The organism is uncultured Capnocytophaga sp. (genome assembly GCF_938029845.1).
Lineage (GTDB): Bacteria > Bacteroidota > Bacteroidia > Flavobacteriales > Flavobacteriaceae > Capnocytophaga.
Genome location: NZ_CALHGG010000037.1, coordinates 1 through 23,774 on the forward strand (window position 1 = coordinate 1; position 23,774 = coordinate 23,774).

16 protein-coding genes and 1 pseudogene are annotated in these 23,774 nt (G+C 39.6%); 14 read left to right on the plus strand and 3 right to left on the minus strand.

The window, feature by feature from the left end; genetic code table 11:
* Positions 1-590 (plus strand): DUF481 domain-containing protein (locus tag Q0625_RS02840; protein ID WP_298823385.1); only part of this gene is annotated, 590 nt, incomplete at its 5' end.
* Between the two features lie 531 nt (positions 591-1,121).
* Here Q0625_RS02840 and Q0625_RS02845 read toward each other — a convergent pair.
* Both Q0625_RS02845 and Q0625_RS02850 read right to left on the minus strand, forming a co-directional pair.
* Positions 1,122-1,601 (minus strand): Dps family protein, encoded by a 480-nt coding sequence (locus Q0625_RS02845; RefSeq protein WP_298823386.1) that lies wholly within the window; start codon positions 1,599-1,601, stop codon positions 1,122-1,124.
* Positions 1,602-1,783: 182 nt separating this feature from the next.
* A complete protein-coding gene (locus Q0625_RS02850; RefSeq protein WP_298823387.1) occupies positions 1,784-2,074 on the minus strand; it encodes a SemiSWEET family transporter in 291 nt (96 codons plus the stop codon).
* Between the two features lie 264 nt (positions 2,075-2,338).
* On the opposite strand from Q0625_RS02850, the gene Q0625_RS02855 reads away from it, so the two are divergent.
* The 9 genes from Q0625_RS02855 to Q0625_RS02895 all read left to right on the plus strand — a co-directional run bounded on the left by Q0625_RS02855 (position 2,339) and on the right by Q0625_RS02895 (position 17,839).
* Positions 2,339-2,824 (plus strand): DUF2262 domain-containing protein, encoded by a 486-nt coding sequence (locus tag Q0625_RS02855; RefSeq protein WP_298823388.1) that lies wholly within the window; start codon positions 2,339-2,341, stop codon positions 2,822-2,824.
* Positions 2,825-3,032: 208 nt separating this feature from the next.
* The gene (locus tag Q0625_RS02860) at positions 3,033-6,185 is read left to right on the plus strand and encodes a TonB-dependent receptor (protein WP_298823389.1); all 3,153 of its coding nucleotides are present in this window, start codon (positions 3,033-3,035) and stop codon (positions 6,183-6,185) included.
* Between the two features lie 12 nt (positions 6,186-6,197).
* Positions 6,198-7,802 carry a RagB/SusD family nutrient uptake outer membrane protein gene (locus tag Q0625_RS02865; protein ID WP_298823390.1) on the plus strand — a complete coding sequence of 535 codons (1,605 nt, stop codon included), beginning with the start codon at positions 6,198-6,200 and terminating at the stop codon, positions 7,800-7,802.
* 15 nt (positions 7,803-7,817) lie between these two features.
* Positions 7,818-8,927, plus strand: coding sequence for a substrate import-associated zinc metallohydrolase lipoprotein (locus tag Q0625_RS02870; RefSeq protein WP_298823391.1), 1,110 nt, complete (start codon positions 7,818-7,820; stop codon positions 8,925-8,927).
* A gap of 6 nt (positions 8,928-8,933) precedes the next feature.
* Positions 8,934-10,244 (plus strand): DUF4302 domain-containing protein, encoded by a 1,311-nt coding sequence (locus Q0625_RS02875; protein WP_298823392.1) that lies wholly within the window; start codon positions 8,934-8,936, stop codon positions 10,242-10,244.
* Between the two features lie 250 nt (positions 10,245-10,494).
* On the plus strand, positions 10,495-13,644 hold the full coding sequence (locus Q0625_RS02880; RefSeq protein WP_298823393.1) for a SusC/RagA family TonB-linked outer membrane protein: 3,150 nt from the start codon (positions 10,495-10,497) through the stop codon (positions 13,642-13,644).
* Positions 13,645-13,658: 14 nt separating this feature from the next.
* The gene (locus tag Q0625_RS02885) at positions 13,659-15,287 is read left to right on the plus strand and encodes a RagB/SusD family nutrient uptake outer membrane protein (protein ID WP_298823394.1); all 1,629 of its coding nucleotides are present in this window, start codon (positions 13,659-13,661) and stop codon (positions 15,285-15,287) included.
* A gap of 16 nt (positions 15,288-15,303) precedes the next feature.
* Positions 15,304-16,497, plus strand: a complete 1,194-nt coding sequence (locus Q0625_RS02890) for a substrate import-associated zinc metallohydrolase lipoprotein (protein ID WP_298823395.1) — start codon at positions 15,304-15,306, stop codon at positions 16,495-16,497.
* A 1-nt stretch (position 16,498) separates the two neighbouring features.
* Positions 16,499-17,839 (plus strand): DUF4302 domain-containing protein, encoded by a 1,341-nt coding sequence (locus tag Q0625_RS02895; protein WP_298823396.1) that lies wholly within the window; start codon positions 16,499-16,501, stop codon positions 17,837-17,839.
* 137 nt (positions 17,840-17,976) lie between these two features.
* On the opposite strand, the gene Q0625_RS02900 is transcribed toward Q0625_RS02895, so the two are convergent.
* Positions 17,977-18,636 carry a C69 family dipeptidase gene (locus Q0625_RS02900; RefSeq protein WP_298823397.1) on the minus strand — a complete coding sequence of 220 codons (660 nt, stop codon included), beginning with the start codon at positions 18,634-18,636 and terminating at the stop codon, positions 17,977-17,979.
* 111 nt (positions 18,637-18,747) lie between these two features.
* On the opposite strand from Q0625_RS02900, the gene Q0625_RS02905 reads away from it, so the two are divergent.
* The 4 genes and pseudogenes from Q0625_RS02905 to Q0625_RS02920 form a co-directional block, all read left to right on the plus strand.
* A complete protein-coding gene (locus Q0625_RS02905) occupies positions 18,748-21,924 on the plus strand; it encodes an efflux RND transporter permease subunit (RefSeq protein WP_298823398.1) in 3,177 nt (1,058 codons plus the stop codon).
* A gap of 149 nt (positions 21,925-22,073) precedes the next feature.
* On the plus strand, positions 22,074-22,880 hold the full coding sequence (locus Q0625_RS02910; protein WP_298823399.1) for a M48 family metallopeptidase: 807 nt from the start codon (positions 22,074-22,076) through the stop codon (positions 22,878-22,880).
* Between the two features lie 147 nt (positions 22,881-23,027).
* Positions 23,028-23,480 carry a DUF2004 domain-containing protein gene (locus Q0625_RS02915; RefSeq protein WP_298823400.1) on the plus strand — a complete coding sequence of 151 codons (453 nt, stop codon included), beginning with the start codon at positions 23,028-23,030 and terminating at the stop codon, positions 23,478-23,480.
* A gap of 53 nt (positions 23,481-23,533) precedes the next feature.
* Positions 23,534-23,774: pseudogene (locus Q0625_RS02920) on the plus strand (hypothetical protein); the annotation flags it as partial.

The following is a 23,774-nucleotide window of genomic DNA, read 5'->3' on the forward strand; positions in this document are numbered from 1 at the left end:
TCAAGAAGAAGCATGCCTTGACTTTCTTTAACCAAGTGGAGATGATTCGTTCAGGGGAAAATACCTCAGTCAACAATGGTTTCCTACATGGGGAATATCGGTATATGATTCATAGGGAGATAGAGATCTATCCTTTTGCGGAATCCGTATGGACACCTTCCAGAGGATTGGAATTGAAATTAGCCGCAGGACTACAATCTCGATTTCATTTAGTTCATACAGAGCACTTTATTTGGCTGATGGGACTTGGCTTCTTTGGTGAATATGAACAGTGGAACTACAATGGGGTACCGCTTCCTCATACTTTTGAGGGGAATAAGTACCAAAGGAGTGTCAAGTCGCAACTACATACAGGCTTTAAGTTCCAACTCACCGAGAAATGGTTGTTTATCGCCAGTGCCTATATGCACAATCGTCTAGATAGCAATATTGTCAATCCACGTTGGGCATTAGCTTTAGATCTTCGTCATAAGGTTACGGAGCACTTCGGGGTCTGGTTCTCCTACCAATATCTTTACCATACCAAGCCTATAGTCCCAATTCGAAAAGGGTATACCGTTTTCACAGGAGGGGTATTTGTGTCGTTTTAGAAGAAAATGAATCTAAGGGTTTTTTACAAGAAAAATTATTTATTTAAGTTTTGAAAGTTCTGTAACTTATTGATATTCAATCCCTCACATACCCAGCTGTGAGCACTCGCTGGCTTTCCCCTCCAAAGGGGGAATGAGATAGTTTATGATTCTCAAGGAGTTATAGAAAGGACATTTTCCAGATTGATAGACAATTTTTATCTTTTTCAACGAATTTATTCCCCCTCTCGGAGGGGGCAAGGGGGAGGTTTTCTTTGCAATATATTGATTATTAATCAATTATAAATCTAATTATAACCTAAAAATGACTTGCGAAACTTAAATTATTTATATCTTTGTGGTTGAGTTTGAAGACAGTAAATAAACTATGAGTGTATTAAAAGGAAATAAAATAAACCAAATGCTTCAAATGAGACAGAAGGGGGGATTACTATTTGCTCCATGACTGTAATTGTAGAAGCTATAAAAAACAAAAAGGACTGCCCTAAAAGGGCAGCTCTTTTTGACAGACTTATTTTTTCTTAAAGCAGATTAGATAGCTTCGTTAAGATAAGACTTAAGCATCCAGAGGTTTTTCTCTTGTTCTACTATAAAGTCACTGATAAGGGTGTTGGTACCCTCGTCGTTGATTTCATCAGAGAAGGTAAGTAGTTCTCTTTCCAAAGGAAGTAAAGCCACGATACTGTCTATTACAAGGCGAACCGCTTTGTCGTCATCAGTTACGTTTTCTCCTACAGGAATAGTAGCGTGTTTTACATAACTTGCCAAGGTGTTGAAAGGAACACCGCCAAGGGTTAAGATACGTTCAGCGATTTGATCCACTTGTTCTTGAGCTGCATTGTAAAGCTCTTCAAACTTCACATGGAGTTCAAAAAAACGTTTTCCCTTAATATTCCAGTGCACACCACGTAAGTTCTGATAATAGGTTTGGTAATTAGAAAGCAAAATGTTAAGTGATGCAATTTCTTTCTCTACTTGTGCCTTGTTAAGGCCTAAACTGTTTAAACTCATATTTTAAAGGTTTTAAATTCAACACTGCAAAGGTACGACTTCATCATAGCAAAGTAAAGATTTTTCTATCTTTTTTTTCTATATCAATTATAACGTTTTCTGATAGTGAAATAAATTAGTATAGAAATCAATGATAATGCCAATAATGATAATCACTGCTGGCATTAATTCATTAATCGTGGTTAGAATGCTGCTGAGTAGGCTGCTATGAAACCAAGTATGATACCAGGAAGGTTGGCAAATACAATAGGATAGTCTCTGTCTCGTTTTAAGAAACCATAAGCTACCCACAAGCTACAGTTGATTCCTGCTACAAAAGGTTGTAACCAAGGCCCTGTGGCATCACCCCATGTCTTTTGAATTTGGTCAATATAGGCTACATACATGGCTACTGCCATAACAGCGGCTAAAATACTGAGAATGCGAATGAATTTGCTTTCTCCGTTAGGTTGTTTTTCTTCAAATTTGTCCATAAGATTTCTAATTTTAAAAGGTTCTAAATTACAAGGCAAATGTAAAAAAAATAAATTAAATAATCGCCAAACAAAAAATAAATATTTCATATTTAACTTTTTATTAACATATGTAAGATATTGGATGTGAATAGTTAATATTTTTTAACTCATTAGGTATTTCAAATTTTTGAAAAAATACAGAATTATTTGGTTTTTAATTCGTATCTTTGCCCCATAAAAGGGAGGTAACTCTTATTGAATCATATAAACTAAAAAAACTCAATGAAATCACTACATCTTAATGACTTAAAAAAGAATGAGGTGCTACCTGATTCTTATGAAATCGCTGTGGCCTATAAGGGGCGCAAAGTGGAAATCATTTTGGACAACTATGCCTATACACTACAGCAGCTATTGGAAACGGCTAATAATATATTGGTCAGTCTGCCGACATTGGACGAGAAGGCTAAAAAGTATCTCGCACATGAGAATATAGACTGCTTTAATCAGTGTAATAAAAAACACGGAAAACCTGAAATTACCGAGGAATGCTTGGAACGCATGATGACCCTTTCGGCTATACAATTCTTTGATGAGAGTATAGACTTTTATTACAATATCAGCAATTACAAAAACCATCAGCTAATAGTAGAGGTGAGTCTACTTCGTGGTTACAAGAACCCAGAGTTCCAACAATGGTACTTGGATGCGCCTTATAAAAATAAGCTCTTAGATAAGGTGACTTCCCTACTAAAGAAAATATTCTAATGAGCCAATGAGTCAATTAACTCGTTGGCTCATTTGATAATTAACAAATTATTGTAGGATATGTCATTTATAATTCGTAAATTTGCGTCCCTTATTTATAAAATAGGTATTCATTAAAAACTCGTAGGAAGATGCAGTATTCTTATATGTTTTGCGAGTGTTAAGAAAAGATCATTTAATAGAAAAAATCTATTTTAAGTATATAAAGATGAATACAGTGAAATTCAGATTTCTGTTTATGTTCTTACTCCTTTTTGGGGTATGGCATATCTCCTTTGCGCAAGAGGAGATGAAAATTTCTGGATTGGTAAAGGACTCCCAATCCAAACCACTGGCAGGAGTACAGGTCAGTGTGAAAGACACCTCACAGAGTACCTATACTGATTTTGATGGTAAATATTCCATTGAAATTACTAAGGGAAAAATTTTAGTCTTTGCTTTGCAAGGGATGCAACCGCAGGAGATAGCTCCTACTTCCCTTATTGTAGATGTTACCCTACTTCGTGAAGGAGAGGTAGCCGCTGGGAAGGAAGAACAAAAAGCACCTATGAATACCATTACTCGTGGGCAAACTTCCATTGCTAAGGAAGCAAAACCCCTTTGGGTGCTCAATGGAGTACCTCTTCAGGATGATATAGACCTCAAACCAGAGGATCTAGTATCTGATGATGCTAAGATGCTTATCGCTTCTGCTATACCAGGGCTTACAGCCGAAAGTATCGAGAGTTTTAAAGTAATTACTGATGCTTCTGCCACTGCTTCCTATGGGCCACGTGCTATCGCTGGGGTAGTAGAAGTGGTTACCAAAAAAGGTACAGCAGGTTCTAGTAGTATTACCTATACTAACGAATCCACTTACCGACTCATTCCTACTTACAATGAGTACAATATTATGAACTCTCAAGATCACATGTCGGTAATGCAAGAACTTATCCGTGGGGGGCACTTTAAGGCGGAAAGTATGTCCAGCCTACAAACCAAAGGGGTGATAGGTAAGATGCACGAACTACACAAGACACTTGATGCCAACGGAAATGCGATAGTGCCAAATACTTCTGCTGGGCGCTTAGCTTATCTGCAAGCTGCTGAAAGACGAAATACCAACTGGTTCAAGGAACTTTTCCAAACCAGTGTGATGCAGAACCATACCTTGTCTTTCTCTTCAGGAAGCGAGAAATCTACTTATTATACTTCTATCAGTGTACTTTCTGATCCAGGTTGGACTAAGGGTAGCAAGCTCGCTCAGTATTCAGGAAACCTTAATGCTAATTACAATCTTTCTTCCAAATTCACGCTTAATGTTATTAGCGACCTTTCCTATCGTGATGAGACTTCTCCTTATATTACCTCTACAGGCTCTCTTTATAAGTATGCCCTTTATACCTCTCGTGCTTTAGACCCTAAGGCTTATTACACACGAAACTATTCACCTTTTAATATCTTCAATGAGATAGATAATGCTTATATGGATACAGATATAGCTACGCTACGTCTACAAGCACAACTCACATATAGGATTACTCCTAAGGTGGAAGCCACTGTAATGGGAGCTATTCGTTACCAATCGGCTATCTATAACCAAGAAAAAACAGAGAACTCCAATGAGGCACTTTCTTACCGATACATGCCTAACTCTGTGATAAGGAATCAGAATACGAACTTGTACAAAGACCCTAATGACCCCTTTGCACTTCCTATCTCAGTACTTGCCGAAGGAGGGATTCGTAGAAAAACTGAGAATACGACCAACGCCAATAACTTCCGTGCTACCATTAGCTATAATGACTCCTTCAAGGATGGGCTTCATACCTTGTCTTTATTTGGAGGCTTTGATATGGATAATGCTAAATATACCAATGATGTCAATAGAAACTTCGGAATACTTTATAACCTAGGTTATTATAGTACCTATAACTATATGATATTCAAGAAACGCCAGGAAGAGGATGCTACTAAGTACTATACTATCAATAATACAGTAGGTAATAACCAGGCTTTCTTTGGGAATGCTTCTTATACTTTCAATGGCCGTTACACTTTCAATGGTACTTTGCGTTATGATGCTTCTAACCAGTTTGGAGAATCACGTTACATCCGTTGGATGCCTACTTGGAATACAGGACTTACTTGGGATGTAACTCAGGAAAGTTTCTTCAAGTATCTAAAACCACTTTCTCACTTGAATATCTATGGTTCTTTCGGAATTACTGCGGTAGCACCATCAGTGAGCAACTCTCTTTCTCAGATCTATCCTAACCTCCCTTGGAAGAACTCCAAGCGTCAAGAGTTGGGGCTTAATATCTCTTATTCAGCCAACCACGATCTTACTTACGAAAAGAACCAAGAGCTTAACATAGGTACTCAATTTGGTCTATTCAACGATCGTATCAATATCTCTGCCGAATGGTTTAACCGTCGTAGCTATGACCTTATCGGAGACCTTGTAACTCAAGGAGTTGGAGGTACTATCGTTAAGAAAGGAAATATGGCTGAAATGCAAATCAATGGTTTAGAATTAGGGTTGGAAACTACCAATGTCAAAACAGCTGATTTCTCTTGGCATACTTCTTTCATCTATTCTCGTGCTAAGAACGAAATTACGAAACTCCTTACCAGTCCTAATATTGCTGATATGGTGGGCTATAATTCCTCTGACGCTACTGCTGCAGGTGGTTTTGCTAAAGAAGGATATCCGTTAAAATCCATCTTCTCTGTTCCTTTCAATGGGCTTACTAATAATGGACTTCCTACTTTCCTTGACCAAAATGGAAATGTAACCATGAGTGATATTCGCTTTAATAGCCAAAATGTGGATTTCTTGAAATACTCAGGTACCCTTATTCCTACTGACCGTGGTAGCTTTAGTAATACTATTAACTATAAGGGTATTTCTTTCGGAGTGGTATTTACCTATTCTTGGGGAAATGTGGTACGTCTCAGACGTTTGAACAATGTATATAATGACTATGCCAATGCTCCTCGCGAACTTAATAACCGCTGGTTAGTCCCTGGTGATGAGAACAAGACCAACATTCCACGACTCTATACTACTTATATGTATCAGAAGATATATAGTTGGGAAGATATAAAGCAAACTTATCTTACTTATGATTATTCCGATGTGCGTATTGCCAAAGGGGATAATATCCGCTTGAAAGAAATTTCTATAGGTTATACCTTTGATAAGAATTTCTTGCGCGAAACACGTATTCGCCAACTTAGCATGAAGTTACAAGCTACCAATGTGGCACTGCTCTATGCTGACAAAAAACTTAACGGAGACGATCCTGACTATCTAGCCAATGGCTATACTCCTATTTCGCCTAAGCGAATTATCTTTACTTTACGTGTAGGACTTTAATACAAAGACGATATGAAAAGATTATATTATATATTTTCAGCAACCATTTTAGCACTCGTAAGTTGTAACAAACAATTGGACGAATTACCTGATAACCAAGTGCGTATAGACTCTCCTGAAAAGGTTAAAAAGCTCTTGGTCAATGCCTATCCTCAGGTAAGTGCGAGTATATTGAACGAATTTTCTTCCGATAATATAGGCGACGGGGGAGACGTTGCAAAGTTTGATAGCCGATTGGCCATAGAGTTGGCCAACTGGGAGGTTGTCAATGAGTATTCTGATTATGAAGGACTTAAGTATGTATGGCAATATCACTATGATGCGATTAACCATGCTAATACAGCCTTGGAAGCTATTGACAAATTAGGAAACACTGCTGATCTAAAGCCTGCTCGTGGAGAGGCCTTGATAGCACGTGCTTACGGACACTTTGAGTTGGTAAACCTCTTCGGAAAACCTTATAACCCTTCAACAAGTGCTTCCGATCCAGGTATTCCTTATATGTTGGCTCCTGAGACCGAACTTAACAAAAAGTACGAGCGTACTTCAGTAGGTAAGATCTATGAACAAATAGATGCGGATCTGCAAGAAGGATTGCCTCTTATCAATGATAGCTATTATGATATGCCTAAATATCACTTTAATAGAAAAGCAGCTTATGCCTTTGCAGCTCGTTTTTACCTCTATTACCAAAAGTGGCAAAAAGCGTTGGATGCAGCTAATGAGGTGCTTACTACTAACGATAGAACCACTAAGAACTTGCTAAGAAACTGGGAAGATTTCCGTGATGTAACCAAGGTGGGAAGTACCAAGCAAGGAAATAGGGCTCTCTATTATACCCGTGATGATATTCAGGCGAACCTCTTGGTATTACCTGTATATTCGAATATTACTAACTATTTTTCAGAAGACTATTCCCGTCGTTATAGCCACAATAGCCGTATCTCCAATCAGGAGACATTGGGAACTCCCAACCTATGGGATACCGAAGGGAAGGCTATTATCAACGAACGTTATTGGTTTATGCCTATCAAAACAGAAAGTAATGAGGCCAATACTATCTTCTTTGACAAGTGGCCTGCTTTCTCAGGGGATTATTCCAGAAGTATCATGATTCCTTTCACTACCGATGAAACGCTCTTGGTACGTGCAGAGGCAAAGATACACCTTAAGCAATATGAAAGTGCTGTTAATGACTTGAACTTGTGGACATCTAAGTTTATACAAGTAAAACAAGTGAATGGCTTTACCAATAAGAACCAAGTTACTAAGACCGAGATTGTAGCTTTCTACAATAGGATAAACTATTCTCAAGCCACTGATGATGGAGCTACTCAGAAAAAGCAATTACATCCATCTTTCACTATAGTAGCTGATGGGGTACAAGAACCACTCTTGCACTACCTACTTGAATGCCGCCGTGTTCTTACCCTAGGAGATGGTTTGCGTTGGCAAGATGTACGTCGCTACAACATAGAGGTAGTACGCTACAAGACGGATGAAAGTAACCGTAACCAATTTTCAGTCAAAGCTATTCTCCCTCCTAATGACCCAAGACGTACCCTTCAGTTGCCTACTATGGTACTACAAGCAGGTATGACTCCTAATCCAAGATAACAAATATTGAATCTTATGAAAAAAATAATGTATATACTTTTGGTAACAACCTTCCTCTTTGGTTGTACCAATGATGATAAAATCAATATCTCCGAAAGTGCGGTAACTGCCGATGATGGAGGTGCCAATGGAAAGGTGATAAACCCTCAGAACCCATTGGATAAATATATAGAAAAGAACTTTTCTAAGCCTTATGGTATAGATATATTATATCGCTTCCTCGAAAGAGAAATCTATAGATCTTATACCATGGCACCTACACGCTACGAAAAGGCAGTAGAGTTTATCAATGTGTTCAATTATCTTTTTATAGAGCCTTATATCAAGATAACTTCCCAAAAGTTTTTGAAAGAACACTCTTTCAATACAATCATACTTATAGGGGAACCTGCCTTTAACTCCACAGGGGCTAAGCTATTAGGGTTTGCTGCCGCTGGGGTGAAAGTCCACTTGTTGGAGATTAATAACTTGGATCCTAATAATATCTATTGGCTTAATGACAACGTTCTAGTTTTCCTCTATCACGAGAATGCACACACTTGGCACCAAGCCAAATTGTATCCTACCGATTATGAGAAGATATCTGCTTCTGACTATAAGCGAGATAACTGGGTAACCGCTTGGAATCTATCCACAAGGAACTATCTTCCTGCAGGCTTTATGACCGCTTACTCTAGCTTCAATAGTGATGAGGACTTCGTAGAGATGTTGGCTCGTTATATTGTATATCACAATGCGACACTGGATTGTGGTTGCGCTACGACAGATAGCTCTTTGGATACCGATGGAGATGGTTTCAACGATCAGCTTTACAATGCTTGGAAGGATAAGTTCTGGAACTATGGAAACCTAAGTGATGGTCAAACCAACTATGAGTCTACCAATGTATGGGAAGAACAGCTTAAAATAGCAGACGTAAAAATACGTCCTAATGAAACCTATACAGGTAAGCAAAAAATAGAACAAAAAATGGCCATTATGAAGAAATATCTCTTGGAAGAATGGAATATCAACTTAGATGAACTTCGTGCAGAAATCCGTAGCCGTTACCCTTATGTGGTAGGTAGGGATTTTAATGGAAATCCTGTTCCAAGAAAAGATTTCTCTGTCTTACCTAATAATTAATTTGCTATGAAAAGATATATAATATTACTTATAACGCTTTCTTTGGTAGCTTCTTGTAGTTACAAGGAAGAAGATGCCTTTGAGCAAAAGCCAGCCAATCGTACCAATAATACCTTAGAGACCTATAAGAATACCTTGGAGGGAGATACTTACTGGCAACTCTCTTATTTTCCTAAGGTAAGCAGAAGTTTCTTAAAACTACCAAGAATGGACCACAGTATAGGGGGGTATAATATTTTCTTGAAATTCAAGGATGGTAAGGTAAGTGCTTCCGCGGAGTTTATGCCTAATAATGATGAATATACCACTTACTTCTCTTATCAGAATACCGAGGCAATCACCCTTAGTTTTGATACTTACAGTGATGTATTACACCACTTCCGCCGTACCTCCGGTCAGTTTCCTAATGCTCGTGGTGGGGATATTGAGTTAGAGATCTTAGAACCTATAAATGATGGTTATTCTATCTTAGGGCGTTCTTCTGCTACCAAAATGACCCTTACCAAGTTCACAGGAAATCGTCAGGAATATCTTAACAAGGTACGTGCTAATACAGAAACTCTTAAGGGGAAAGGACTTAATACTACTCAGATTGGAGGAAAAGCGGTTACCATGGTGCTATTCCCTAGCTATCGCCAGATCGCCTTTAGCTATGATGACCAGAATGTACAACAGGCCTTTATCGTAACCGATAAGGGACTTAAGTTCTACGAACCTGTTACTGTAAATGGGGTTACCTTGGACGAACTTTATATCAATGAGGCAAAAACAGCCCTTACTACACCTGATAATTCAGTTACCATTACTTTCCAAGCAGCTCCTATTCAAATAACTGCAACTCCTATGAAAATTTGGTTTGATCAAGGTTTCGTTTCTGATAAGTTCTTAACTACTTACAATACAGTAGATTCATGGGTTAAGTGGTCTTATGCTTGGTATGATCTCAAAAGAAATGGCTTTACAGATCTTAAAATCTCTACTATCAAAGGAAATGACAATGAATCGGTAACAGGATTTACTAAGTTTATTTCTTATGTAGAAGGTTATGATGGAGGGGTACAGACCTATTATGAAGTAGATATAGTAGGAGTAGGTGATCATCCAAATCAAGTACGCTTTATTCTCAAAGATCCTTCTGATCACAAGACCCTCAGAACAGGTGTTGATAGAAACCAAATACAGTTCTACTCTTGGATAGTAACTATACTTTACAGAACAATGGCCAACAAAGGTCCTTATACTGTACAAGATGGAGGCGATTACTATAAGTTCACTAGTACAACCGATAGTAATTATTGGTTCTATCTTTACAAGTAATTAGCATTTCTCATATCATCATTTTTAATAAGGGCTGCCCTCTCGGGCAGCTCTTATTATTTTTAACATCTCTTGCCCTACATAAATAAGGAAAAATGCTTGCTTTTTCCTTTTTTTATTCCTAAATTTGCAAACCTTTTTTATCAAAAGCGTCTTGTTTAGGGAGGAGAATGTGGAAGAGGGCTCAATAAGTCTGAGTTGATAGAGAAGAATTATGTTAGTGTGAAAAATCTATTTTAAGTAAATAAAGATGAATACAGTCAAATTCAGATTTCTGTGCATGTTCTTACTCCTCTTTGGAGTATGGCATGTCTCCTTAGCTCAAGAGGAGATGAAAATTTCTGGAGTGGTTACCGATACCAAGTCGGCACCTTTGGCAGGAGTTACCATCACTGTGAAGGAGACCTCACAGGCGACGGTTACCAATTTCGAAGGGCGCTATGAGATAACCATTGCCAAGGGACAGACGTTAGTCTTTACCGCTGAGGGGAAAAAACCACAGGAGGTGGTGCCTACCTCTGGTGTAGTAGATGTAAAATTAGAGGGTGTCAATGAAGTGGTGGATCACCAGAAGAAAGAACCTTCTGCTCCGATGAATACCAACTCCCGTGGACAAGCCTCTATCTCTAAGGAAGCCAAACCATTGTGGGTGCTTAATGGAGTAATTCTTCAGGACGATATCTCTCTAAAGCCAGAGGAACTCGTATCTGATGATGCTAAGATGCTTATTGCAGCGGCTATACCTGGGCTTAGTGCTGAGAGTATTGAAAGCTTTAAGGTACTCAAGGATGCTTCTGCTACCGCTATCTATGGACCTCGTGCCATTGCTGGGGTGGTAGTCATTACTACCAAGAGTGGGGCTGCGGGTTCCAGCAGTATCACCTATACCAATGAGTCCACTTTCCGCTTTATCCCTACCTATGGAGAGTTCAACATCATGAACTCTCAGGATCATATGTCCCTAATGAAGGAACTCTATGAAGGAGCTTATTTCTTGGACGGGAATACGGTAGCAAGTGCCACTAGTGGTCTTATGGCAAAGATGAACCAACTATACAAGGTGTTGGATGCTAATGGCAATCCAAGGGTATCTAATACTCCTGAAGGACGCTTGCGCTATATGAGAATGGCAGAGAGAAGAAATACAAACTGGTTCAAAGAATTGTTCCAAACAAGTATCATGCAGAACCATACCCTTTCCTTCTCCTCAGGTAGTGAGAAATCCACTTACTATGCTTCCTTGAGTATATTGGACGACCCAGGATGGACTAAAGGTAGCAAACTTTCTCAGTATTCAGGAAACCTTAATGCTACTTACAATCTTTCTTCTAAGATAGGGCTCAATGTAATCACAGACCTTTCCTATAAGGATCAGACAGATCCTTACCGCAACTTATATTATTATGCACAGGATCGTTCTCGTACCTTGGATCCTAAGGAATACTATGTAGAACGATATACGCCTTTTAATATTTTCAATGAGATTGATAATTCTTATATAGACAAAGACATAGCCACAGTGCGTTTGCAAGGACAACTTACTTGGAAGATCTCTCCTAAGGTAGAAGCCACTGCGATGGGAGCCATTCGCTACCAATCCTATAAGATCGTTACCGATCATACAGAGTACTCTAATAGAGCCATCTCTTATCGCTATATGCCTGACTCTGAGATAAGGAATGCCAATACTTATCTGTACAAAGATCCTAATGATCCTTTTGCACAGCCAATCCCTACCTTACCTAAGGGGGGTATCCGTACCCAAACCCTTTCTACCTCACAGGGAACTACCTTCCGTACTACTTTGAGCTATATAGATAGCTTCATGGACGGCTTGCATGCGCTTTCGCTCTATGGAGGGTTTGAGATGGACAATAACAAGAATACCTATGACTCCTCAGATAACTATGGAGTGAATTTTGGTTCAGGTTATTATAGTGCTTTTTCTTACATAAAGTTTAAGAAAATGCAGGAAGAAGGAGATAATTACTATACTATCACTCCTACCACTAATAACTATCAGGACTTCTATGCTAATGTGAACTATACCTTCAAGGATCGTTATACTTTCAATGGTACCCTTCGCTATGATGCCTCTAACCAGTTTGGAAAATCTCGTTATGTACGCTGGATGCCTACCTGGAATGCAGGACTTAGCTGGGATGTAAGTCAGGAAAGTTTCTTTAAGGATTTGCCTCTTTCTTACCTTACCTTCAGTGGTTCTTTTGGGGTAACTGCCATTGCCCCTTCGGTAAGCAACTCGCTTTCTCAGATCTATACCAACCAACCTTGGCGTAACTCCAACAATCGCGAATTGGGACTTAATATAACCAATGGAGCTAACCATGACTTGACCTATGAGAAAAATCAAGAATTGGATTTGGGCGTACAGTTTGGTATCCTAAACAGCCGTCTTAACTTTTCAGTAGACTGGTTCAATCGTAAAAGCTATGACCTTATCGGGAATATAGATACCCAAGGGGTAGGCGGTACCATCGCTAAGCAAGGAAATATGGCAGAGATGAAATCGCATGGTTTGGAATTGGCGATAGAGTCTACCAATATCAAAACAGAGAATTTCACTTGGAAGACTTCCTTGGTATACTCTCGTTCTACCAATGAGATAACCAAGCTTCTGACCAGTCCTAACATACAAAATATGGTAGGTTATAACGAAGATGCTACTACAGTAGGGGGATTTGCTAAAGAAGGTTACCCACTTAAGTCACTTTTCTCTATTCCATTCCGAGGCTTGGACGAAAGAGGATTCCCTACCTTTACAGGACCTAATGGAGAGCTGAATCGTGAAGGATTTAACATGCAGGATTCCAATGTAGACTTCTTGAAATATTCAGGAACCCTTATTCCTACCGATCGTGGTAGCTTTACTAACACTATCAATTACAAAGGAATTTCCTTTGGAGTAGTATTCACTTACTCTTATGGAAATGTGGTACGTCTTAGAAGAATATCTGACGCCTTGACCTATAACGACTATGCCAGTGCGCCAAGAGAACTTAACAGTCGCTGGAGAATACCTGGCGATGAGGCAAGAACCAATATTCCTAAAGCTTATTCGATAGCAGATGTGCTTCACTATTCAGTGCCTCAGCTTGGAGTGGACTTGTCTCAACCTTATTCCAGCTATGACTACTCTGATGTACGTATCGCCAAAGGAGATAACATCCGCTTGAAGGAAATATCTTTAGGATATACTTTTGACAATCAGTTTTTGAAAGAAACACGTATTCGCCACTTGAGCTTAAAGCTACAAGCTACCAACTTGGCTTTGCTCTATGCGGATAAAAAGCTTAATGGAGATGATCCTGACTTCTTAGCCAACGGATATGCTCAAAGAGCACCCAAGCAGCTGATATTTACTTTGCGTATAGGACTTTAATAAAAAGATAGACAATGAAAAAAATATATTTTATACTTGCAACCGCTTCTCTACTCTTTTCAGGATGTAATAAGCTCTTGGATGAGTTGCCTGACAATCAGGTAGAGATACAGACGGCAGAGGATGTAAGAAAGCTTTTAGTCAATGCTTACTCCATCAATAATAATGCCGTACTCAATGAATATTCCTCTGATAATATAGGGGATTATGGTCCTTCTGTGTATACATGGGGGCTTATCAGTGGGCAATTGGCTTATTGGCAACCTGTACAAGAATACTTTGACAACGATGGATTGTATTACAACTGGGAATCCTACTACAATGCGGTCAATCATGCCAATAAAGCTTTGGAAGCAATTCAAGAACTTGGTGGGGGTTCAGAATTTAATGCGGCTAAGGGAGAAGCGCTCTTGGCACGTGCCTATGCACACTTTGAATTGGCTAACACTTTTTGCTTAGCTTACAACCCCACTACCAGCAGCATGGACTTAGGAATTCCTTATATGCTCCATACAGAGAAAGAGCTAAGTCCTAAGTACCCTCGCGGGACAGTAGCACAGGTGTATGACCTCATAGATAAGGACATACAGGCAGGATTGCCCTTGATTGATGATAATTATTACGAAACACCTAAGTATCACTTTAACAAAAGAGCAGCTAATGCTTTTGCGGCTCGTTTCTACCTCTATTACCAACAATGGCAAAAAGCCTTGAGCTATGCCAATGAGGTACTGACCACCAACAATGCTACTACACTTAATCTGTTGAGAAATTGGGAGGATTTTAGAGATACCTCTAAGGCAGGTACAGTAACACAAGGAAGTAGGGCGCTTTACTATACCAATGAGAATATTGATGCGAACTTACTCGTACTTCCGGTATATTCTCAGATAGCAAGAAAATTCTATAGCAGAAGTTACCGCTACAACCATAATACACTTATAGCAGGACAAGAAACAGTAGAAGCTCCTAATGTATGGGATCCTGAAGGAAAATCAGGAGATTATGGTTATGGATATGCTTTTTATTGGTTTGAACCTATTCGTGATCGAAATGCTAATACTAATATTGTCTTATTTGATAAGTTTCCTACTTTAAGGGAAGGAACTTCCTATAAGTCTATCATGGTGCCTTTTACTACCGATGAAACCCTTTTGGTACGCGCAGAAGCAAAGATTCACTTAAAACAATATGCCAGTGCAGTTGAAGACCTCAACATGTGGACATCTAAGTTTATTCAGCAAACCACAATCACGGTTAATGGACAAGCTTATTCAAGCCGTAATACAGCAACTCAGCAACAGATAATAGATTTCTATAAGGATGCGAATATGCGCTATTCTACCGCCAATGCACCTACTCAGAAGAAAAAACTACATCCTTCTTTTACCATAGAAAATGATGGTATACAGGAAAATTTGTTACACTATCTTTTGCAATGTCGTCGTGTACTTACCTTAGGAGATGGCTTACGTTGGCAAGATGTAAAGCGCTATGGTATAGAAGTAGTACGCTATCGTTGTGATCTTTCGGATCGTGATAGAAATTACCCTGCTGCTACCCTCCCTGTAAATGACCCTCGTAGAGCTATACAGCTTCCAGATGTAGCCATCAGATCAGGTATGCAACCCAATCCAAGATAATAAATAAAAAATACTTATGAAAAAAATATTATATACGTTTTTGTCAGCAGCAGCGTTGGTAGGTTGTTCTCAGGATAACGATCTGGCTGCAGAAAGTTCTGTGGAAGATAAAGCAGAACAGAAAGAACAGTCACTCAATACTCAAAATGATTTGGATAAGTACTTAGAGCAGAAGATAGCCAAACCATTTAACATCAATATTCTTTATCGTTTTACCGATAATGAAAGATACGAAGGCTATTCCTTTGTGCCTACAGATTATCAAAAGGCAATTGAGTTTGCCAATGTATTTCATTACCTCTTTATAGAGCCTTATGTAAAAATAAAAGGACAGAACTTTCTTAAGGAATATTCTTTTAGTAAGATTGTTTTAGTAGGAGAATATGCCTATGAAGCAGGAGGTACTTATGTTTTAGGATGGGCATTGGCAGGAAAGAAAATACACCTGTTGAATATTAACAACTTAGAGTCTCATAATATCTACCAATTGACTTCAGGACCTTTCGAGACCCTATATCATGAAGTAGCGCATACTTGGCACCAGGCTAAGCTCTATCCTACCAGCTTTGATAGGATTACTGCTTCCGATTACAAATATGGAAACTGGACAAATCTTGTTCATGAAGAGGCTCTCAAATCAGGATTTATACAACCATATTGTGCCTATAATGCCGATGAAGACTTTGTAGAGACTATAGCACGTTATATGGTGTATTACAATGCTACTCAAGATTGTGGCTGCGCTACTACCGACCAAAGTCGTTGGGGTAGGGCTTACCGCAATAAGGATTTGGATAGCAGTGTTACTGATGCACAGCACTTAGCTGCTAATGTGACTACCGATGATACCGATGCCAATGTGGCTATCTATAGAGCGATCCCTGATGGTTTTGACAGAGAGCAATATACCGCTTGGAAAGCTAAGTTCTCTAATTATGGAGATGCAAGCGGAACATATTATTCTACCAATGTATGGGAAGAAGAACTCAAAAAAGCAGACGAAAAAATCCGTCCTACCGAAACCTATACAGGTAAAGAAAAATTGGAACAAAAGATGGTTGTCATCAAGAAATACCTACAGGACGAATGGCAGCTTGACTTGGATGTACTCCGCAAAGAAGTACGCAGCCGCTATCCTTATGTAGTAGGAAAGGATTTTGAGGGCAATACCGTACCTCGTAAGGATTTCTCAACATTAAATCTTAATTAGGATGAAAAAATATATTACTTTATTACTCACCGCTTCTTTTATAACTTCTTGTAGTTATAAGGAAGATAACCCTTTTGGAGATGATCAACAAGCCTTGCAGCGTATACCTCAGCTGATGCAAGGATATAAAAAAGCTTGGGAGAATGACAGCTATTGGTTATTTACGGTTTTCCCAGGGGAAAATAAAAGCTTTCAAGCGCTTCCTGCAACTAACCAAGGCATAGGAGGATATAACTTTGTCATCAAGCTCAAAGATGGAAAAGTAATCGCTTCTTCTGAAGTAGCTTCTGATAACAACGAGGTAACTTCTTATTTTACCTACAATGCTAATGAAGCTCCAGGAGTGAGCTTTGATACCCATAACAAAATTTTGCATCACTTCTATGTATCCTCTTATGATTATCCTCGCGGTAAAGGTGGAGATGTGGAATATCTTATAGAAAAAGAAGAAAATGGAACCTATACTTTCAAGGGAAAACTCTCTGGAAATACAATGGTTCTTACCAGTCTGACAGGTGACAGGGCAGCTTTTCTAAACAAAATACGTGAAAATAGATCTTTGTTATTTGGAAAAATATTAGCTCCGGTGCAGATTAATGGTAAAACAGTGAATATGTTATTCTCTTCGTTAGAGCGTCAAATTGTTTTTAGCTATGATGGTAATAATGTTCAACAAGCTTTTGCACTTACTGAAAAAGGGATAAAATTCTATGAACCCGTGGATGTTAATGGTGTCAAGATAACAGAATTGTATATCAATAATGCCAAGACTGCCTTGACTACTCCCGATGGAGCTATAACTATTAACTTTGTAAATCCTCCTATTATCTTTAATGGAACTGATGATATCAAATGGGCTACTTTTGATACAGGTTCAGCCTCTCAGGATTTGTTAGATCAGTACGCTACTTTGAATACAACTGTAAAAGATTTGTATTATTGGTATGATTTGAATGTAGATAAGAATCTGCAAATTAGGCTTCTTCACAATGATGATTCAGGGTATGTGGTAGGTTTCAAAAAACATTTGTCCTATGATGCAAGGTGGTCAGGAGGTAATGATACTTTCTATGAAATCAATTTTGATGCAGTAGTAGGGCATCCTGACCAAATAGCCATAAGCCTTCGAGGAGAAGTAAAATCTCAATATTACAAGGTGGATCATCCAGATGAAAATCTATTACAAAATCGTTATAGTTGGTTTGCTAGCTTTATGTACAATTTTTATTCGTATATAGCGAGCAAATCTCCCTATAAAGTGGCAGATGATCCTAATAATACTAACTATTACAAGCTCACCAGTGTAAAAGATAGCAACACATGGTTCTTACTTAGTAAATAACATCTTTTCATAATTTATACAGAACCTCTCCTTGTGGAGGTTTTTTTGAAATCGTGAGATAAAATAGTGAGCTAAGCAGCACAAAAGAGGGATGAATATCATATTCACCCCTCTTTCTCATTATGATAACTCCAAAATTAAGCGCCTGCAAAGCGGTATTCCGCCTGTACATCTAAGGTTAAGCGGGTAAATAGGTCGTTGAGTAACTCACGGCTTACTGAAAGCACATCTTCTAAGAGCTTATCAGAAAAGCGTTGTAATAACTGCTGTGCAGCTATAGGATGAGTAGGGTAGAGGGCAAGATAATCAGCCTCCATTTCACGTTGACGTTGTTCCATCTCGGCTTCAAAACGGTCATAGGTGTCACGTATCACGGGGGCATATTTGTTATAATTGACCATTCCTAAGGTCTGTACACGTCTTAGTATCCAGTAGGCGGAATCTTCTTTGCAATGGTTGTCGCCCTTAGTGTAGGCTTCAGGATAGGAAGCAACACCTTGGTAGATAGGAATAAAGAGTCCCAAAGCGGCCATACCGAAAGCCACATAGTTAATCTCGCCTATAGCCTTGGGTAACTCTGGTCTTACTTGTAGGATATGGGTATGAGTGGCACGGAAAATAGCCACAGGACGGTAAGGTTCTTTGGGATTTCGGTGGAAATAGGGGTCATGTGAAGTGCCCTGATAGTGGTGGTAATAAGCACGGCGTACATCGGCTAAGGAGATGCGTTTTTCCCCTTGTACAAATACGGGGAAATTGTTCTGAGTTACATCGTTCTCTATTTCAGGACATGACACTGGTCTCTGAGCACTAACTTCTGACAACTGACAACTGAAAAAATATGGAAACTTTTTTTGTTTATTTAGTTTTTTTGCTTTACCTTTGCCCCCGATTTAGAATTAATTACGATGGATATTATCAAACTCTCTATCAAGCGACCCAGTGTCCTAATTGTGATGCTCTCCTTATTACTCTTGGGGGGCTTTTATTCCTATAAGCTCTTGAACTATGAACTCATTCCTAAGTTTGAGGTCAATGTGATAACTATCTCTACCATATATGCAGGAGCGTCCCCTTCAGAAATTGAGAGTACCGTAACTAAGAAAATTGAAGATGCGGTATCTTCTTTGGAGAATATCAAAAAGATACAATCTAATTCCTATGAGTCGCTCTCAGTGGTAATTATACAGCTAACCAATGATGCTAATGTGGATAATACGCTCAATGATGCCCAGCGTAAGATCAATGCCATTCGTGCTGATCTCCCTACTGATGCCAAAGAGCCTTCCCTATCCAAGTTCTCCTTGTCGGACTTGCCAATTATCTCCATGGGAGTTACCTCCAATCTTTCCTCTCAAGAGCTTTATGACTTAGTGGATAAGAAGATACAGCCTGAACTCTCTCGTGTGCCTGGGGTGGCACAGGTCAATATCATTGGCGGTCGTAAGAGGGAAATTCGTGTGAATGTGGATGCTCAAAAACTCGAAGGTTATGGCCTTACCATTGCACAAATACAACAGTTGATTACAGCTTCCAATATAGAAATCCCTGCGGGGAAACTCAAAACGCGTGAAAATAGTACCTCCATCCGTGTCTTGGGTAAGATTCAGGATGTCGAGCAACTGCGTAACTTACCGCTTGTCTCCCAGAATGGTATCGAAATCCGCCTTTCCGATGTAGCTGATGTACAAGATACAGAGGAAGATGCCACTAAAATAGCTCGTATCAACCAAGATAATACGCTCCTGCTCCAAGTACTCAAGCAAACCGATGCCAATGCGGTATCAGTAAGCGAACAGGTACGTAAGAAGATGGCTCAGATAGAAAAAACCTATGCCAATGAGAATGTAAAGTTACAATTGGCTGAGGATACCAGCGAATTTACACTACATGCAGCCAACTCTGTGATGTTTGACCTTTTCTTGGCGATTGTACTCGTGGCTGTGGTGATGTACTTCTTCCTTCACAGTTTGCGCAACGCACTCATTGTAATGGTTTCTATACCGACCTCACTCATTGCAGCCTTTATTGGTATGTACTTCTTTGGCTTTACGCTGAACCTGATGAGCCTTGTTGCTCTTTCAATGGTGGTAGGTATCTTGGTGGATGATGCTATTGTGGTCTTGGAGAACGTACACCGCCATATGGAGATGGGAAAGAATAAGGTACGTGCTGCCTATGATGGGTCTAAGGAAATTGTCCTTACCGTTATGGCGATTACCTTGGTAATTGTGGTGGTATTCGTACCAATTTCTATAGGAAACTCCATAGTGGTGAATGTGGTAAAAGAGTTCTGTATGACAGTGGCTATTGCTACAGCGCTCTCCTTGCTGATGTCCTTTACCATAGTGCCTTGGCTCTATTCTCGTTTTGGGAAGTTGGAACACCCTGATCCTAAATCTTTTATGGGGAAAATCTCTATTGGATTTGAGAATTTTATAAAGCGTATGACTCATTTCTTCTCTGACCTCTTGGTATGGTCGTTCAAGAACAAGTGGAAAACGATTATTTTGGTATTTTTCCTCTTTGCAGGTTCTTGTTCACTCATTCCTGCTGGATATATTGGTACAGAGTTCTTCCAAAACATGGATAGAGGTAAGTTCCTCGTACAGTTTGAATTGAACAAAGATGCTTCCTTGGAGCAAACCAATTTTATTACACAGAAGGCAGAGAACTACTTGCGAGCGCTCAAGGTGCCTGGTACCAATAAGCCATTGGTAGAGCGTATGATTACTACTGTAGGACAGTCCACCAGTGGTATGGGTGCTTCTCAGTCTACCGCTTATAAGTCCGAAATACAGATTACCCTTGTCGATAAGAAAGAGCGTAGCGAATCCACCAATATCATTGCCGCTAAGCTCAAGCGCGAACTCAGCCAGTACTTGGTAGATGCCAAAGTAAAGACTGTTCCAGTGGGGCTTATGGGAGCCGAACAAGCACCAATTGCCTTGGTGGTTACCTCTGACGATGTTAAGGTAGCTCAAGAATATGCATTAAAAACCGCTGAACTGCTCAAAACGATCCCTGGAGCTACCGAGGTGAAACTCTCTTCAGAGGCAGGAAACCCTGAGATCAATGTACAGCTGGATCGTGATAAGATGTCCATGCTGGGGCTTAACATCGCTACTGTAGGAGTAACTATGCGTACAGCTTTCAACGGAAATGATGATAGTAAGTTCCGTACTGGTGATTCTGAATATGATATTAATGTTGTCTTTGAAGAAGGTCATCGCCAGTCTATAGAGAACGTAGAGAATATGGTCTTTATCAACAGTGCAGGACAGCAAATAAAGCTCTCCCAGTTTGCCAAAGTGTTCTATGCCTCAGGACCTACCCTATTGGAACGTTATGATAAGTCACCTTCGGTAACCGTACAGGCTCAGTCCGTAGGACGCCCTACAGGTACCATCGTTTCTGAGTGGAAAGCAAAACTTGATACGATGGAAAAACCTGCCAATGTACATTTCACCTTCTCAGGAGACCAAGAAAACCAAGATGAAGGCTTCGGTACACTCTTTGTATCACTTATTGCAGCTATCCTATTGGTGTACATGGTAATGGTAGTGCTCTATAACAGTTTCTCTCGTCCGTTTGTGGTGATGTTCTCCATTCCACTTTCCTTTATTGGTGCCTTGGTTGCTTTGGCATTGACCAATATGTCGCTCAATATCTTCACCCTATTGGGTATGATTATGCTCATCGGGTTGGTAGCTAAGAATGCGATTATGATTGTGGATTTTGCCAACCACCGTAAGGAAGAAGGCGAAGATACTGTAACAGCCTTGATACAAGCCAACCATGCGCGTTTCCGTCCGATCCTCATGACAACCATTGCTATGGTGGCAGGTATGATCCCGCTGGCAATAGCCTCTGGTGCTGGAGCTGAGATTAACAACGCCTTAGCGATTGTAATCATCGGAGGACTACTCTCCTCTCTGTTCTTGACCTTGATTGTCGTACCATTGGTATATCTGATCTTTGATAACATTGGTAAGCGCTTTGGAAAAGGAGCCAAGATTGACTATGACCGCCTAATGATTGCTGACTACGAGCATAAGGAGATCAAAGGCGAACACGAGATATAATGATTAGTAATGATAGACTAATGGCTAATTCCTTAAAGGGTTAGCCATTAGTCATTAATTATTATTGCTATTGAATATTAACAATTGATAATTAACAATTAACAATTAAATCCCTTATATTTGCATCTTGTAATTATAAAGAGATTTATATGAAAAGAACAATTTTAACAGCCTTGTGTATGGTAGCGATAGCTACTGCGCAGGCACAGATCAATATTGGAAAGATGGCAGGTGCCGTTAGCAAAGGGGCGCAAGCGCTTTCCTTTAGTAATGAGGATGCTCAAAAGTTGTCCAAAGAATCGGTTGATTGGATGGATACCCACAATAAAGTGGCGGATGCAAAAAGTCCTTATGCAAAACGGCTTAACCGTCTCTTCGACAAGCACAAAAACGAAGACGGCATGACCCTCAACTACAAGGTGTATTTGGTAACCGATATCAATGCGTTTGCCTGTGCCGACGGTAGTGTACGCGTTTTCTCCTCCCTTATGGACTTGATGACCGATGATGAACTTTTGGCTATCATTGGTCATGAAATAGGCCACGTAAAGAATGAGGATACCAAGGATGCCATTAAGGCTGCCTATACCAGAGCCGCCCTACAAGAAGCAGGCGCAGCGGCTTCCAATACGGTAAAGACCTTGAGCGAAAGCCAATTAGGCGAAATGGCCGAAGCCATGCTTGATACCAAGCACAGCAAGAAGCAAGAATCCCAAGCCGATGAGTATTCCTATAACTTCATGAAGAAGCATGGTTACAATGTAGTAGGGGTATATACCGCCTTTAAGAAGTTAGCCCTACTCTCTGGAGGAGAAACCCAAAGCCGTTTCCAAAAGATGATGAGCTCACACCCTGATAGTGAAAAGCGTGCAGAAGCTGCTAAGAAACGCGCTATCAAGGACGGACTTTGGAAAGACCCAGGAGAAGTGAAACTCCCTACAACACCTATTGAATAAGGGTCTTTTGACCAAAAACTATAAATTCTTTTGGTATAACTATCTGTGCCAAAAGAATTTATTTTTTATCTATGATAGAAAGAAATTTTTGATACGTTTGTATATCTGTTGATTATTTGTTATTTTTGTTGCCTAAAATTAAGCACTATGACTACCTACGAATTACCTTATTTCGGGAAGGTTACCTTTTCTGAAGATGATGATTACCACGAAATAGAAGATGTGGATATCAACGGCTCCTCAGTGTTAATCACTATTGATTGTATGGGAGAAACACCCTCTAAAGCTCAGGGAACAGCTATTGAGCAATTGTTAGCACACTTGCCTGAACTTGACCAACAGATTCGCAACGAATTTATAAAAGTCTATCGTTCTAGCGAGGAATCTATGGTGAAAGATTATGTGCAAATAGTAGAAGAAATGGCTGATGTGCAAGGGGAAGAATTGCTTACAGCACTTGAACTTACCAATCTCAATATCTCCCTTTTTGCAACAGAGTTTGCGGGTTTCGACTATACTTTACCAGAAGTTACTGATGAAATTCTTGTAGTAATGGTAGATGAAGAAAGGAAAATCATACGCTTTACGATTGAGTCGTAAATGATTTATTATAATGTTCTGCTTTAAAGTTAATTAAAAAACATCTTTTGAATATGAATTTTATCGCTGAAAACCAAACCGAATATCAGGCATTCTTTACTTTTTGGGGAGAGGAAGAGTCTGAAATTGAGGTCTGTTTTGATGCCAAACGCCACTTTACAGAAGAAGAAAAACAAGAAGTATTTCGGCAAGTAGAAGCCAAAGTACAATGGTTGGAGGGCAACAAGGAAGCTGTTTTACAGTTTCTCCTCAAAAATGAAGAGGTAAGAGAACTCTTTGAAGTAGCCCAAGAAG

Coding starts and splice junctions, on each gene's coding strand:
- Q0625_RS02845 (WP_298823386.1), bottom strand. CDS start 1,601: ATGAGTTTAAACAGTTTAGGCCTTAACAAGGCACAAGTAGAGAAAGAA.
- Q0625_RS02850 (WP_298823387.1), bottom strand. CDS start 2,074: ATGGACAAATTTGAAGAAAAACAACCTAACGGAGAAAGCAAATTCATT.
- Q0625_RS02855 (WP_298823388.1), top strand. CDS start 2,339: ATGAAATCACTACATCTTAATGACTTAAAAAAGAATGAGGTGCTACCT.
- Q0625_RS02860 (WP_298823389.1), top strand. CDS start 3,033: ATGAATACAGTGAAATTCAGATTTCTGTTTATGTTCTTACTCCTTTTT.
- Q0625_RS02865 (WP_298823390.1), top strand. CDS start 6,198: ATGAAAAGATTATATTATATATTTTCAGCAACCATTTTAGCACTCGTA.
- Q0625_RS02870 (WP_298823391.1), top strand. CDS start 7,818: ATGAAAAAAATAATGTATATACTTTTGGTAACAACCTTCCTCTTTGGT.
- Q0625_RS02875 (WP_298823392.1), top strand. CDS start 8,934: ATGAAAAGATATATAATATTACTTATAACGCTTTCTTTGGTAGCTTCT.
- Q0625_RS02880 (WP_298823393.1), top strand. CDS start 10,495: ATGAATACAGTCAAATTCAGATTTCTGTGCATGTTCTTACTCCTCTTT.
- Q0625_RS02885 (WP_298823394.1), top strand. CDS start 13,659: ATGAAAAAAATATATTTTATACTTGCAACCGCTTCTCTACTCTTTTCA.
- Q0625_RS02890 (WP_298823395.1), top strand. CDS start 15,304: ATGAAAAAAATATTATATACGTTTTTGTCAGCAGCAGCGTTGGTAGGT.
- Q0625_RS02895 (WP_298823396.1), top strand. CDS start 16,499: ATGAAAAAATATATTACTTTATTACTCACCGCTTCTTTTATAACTTCT.
- Q0625_RS02905 (WP_298823398.1), top strand. CDS start 18,748: ATGGATATTATCAAACTCTCTATCAAGCGACCCAGTGTCCTAATTGTG.
- Q0625_RS02910 (WP_298823399.1), top strand. CDS start 22,074: ATGAAAAGAACAATTTTAACAGCCTTGTGTATGGTAGCGATAGCTACT.
- Q0625_RS02915 (WP_298823400.1), top strand. CDS start 23,028: ATGACTACCTACGAATTACCTTATTTCGGGAAGGTTACCTTTTCTGAA.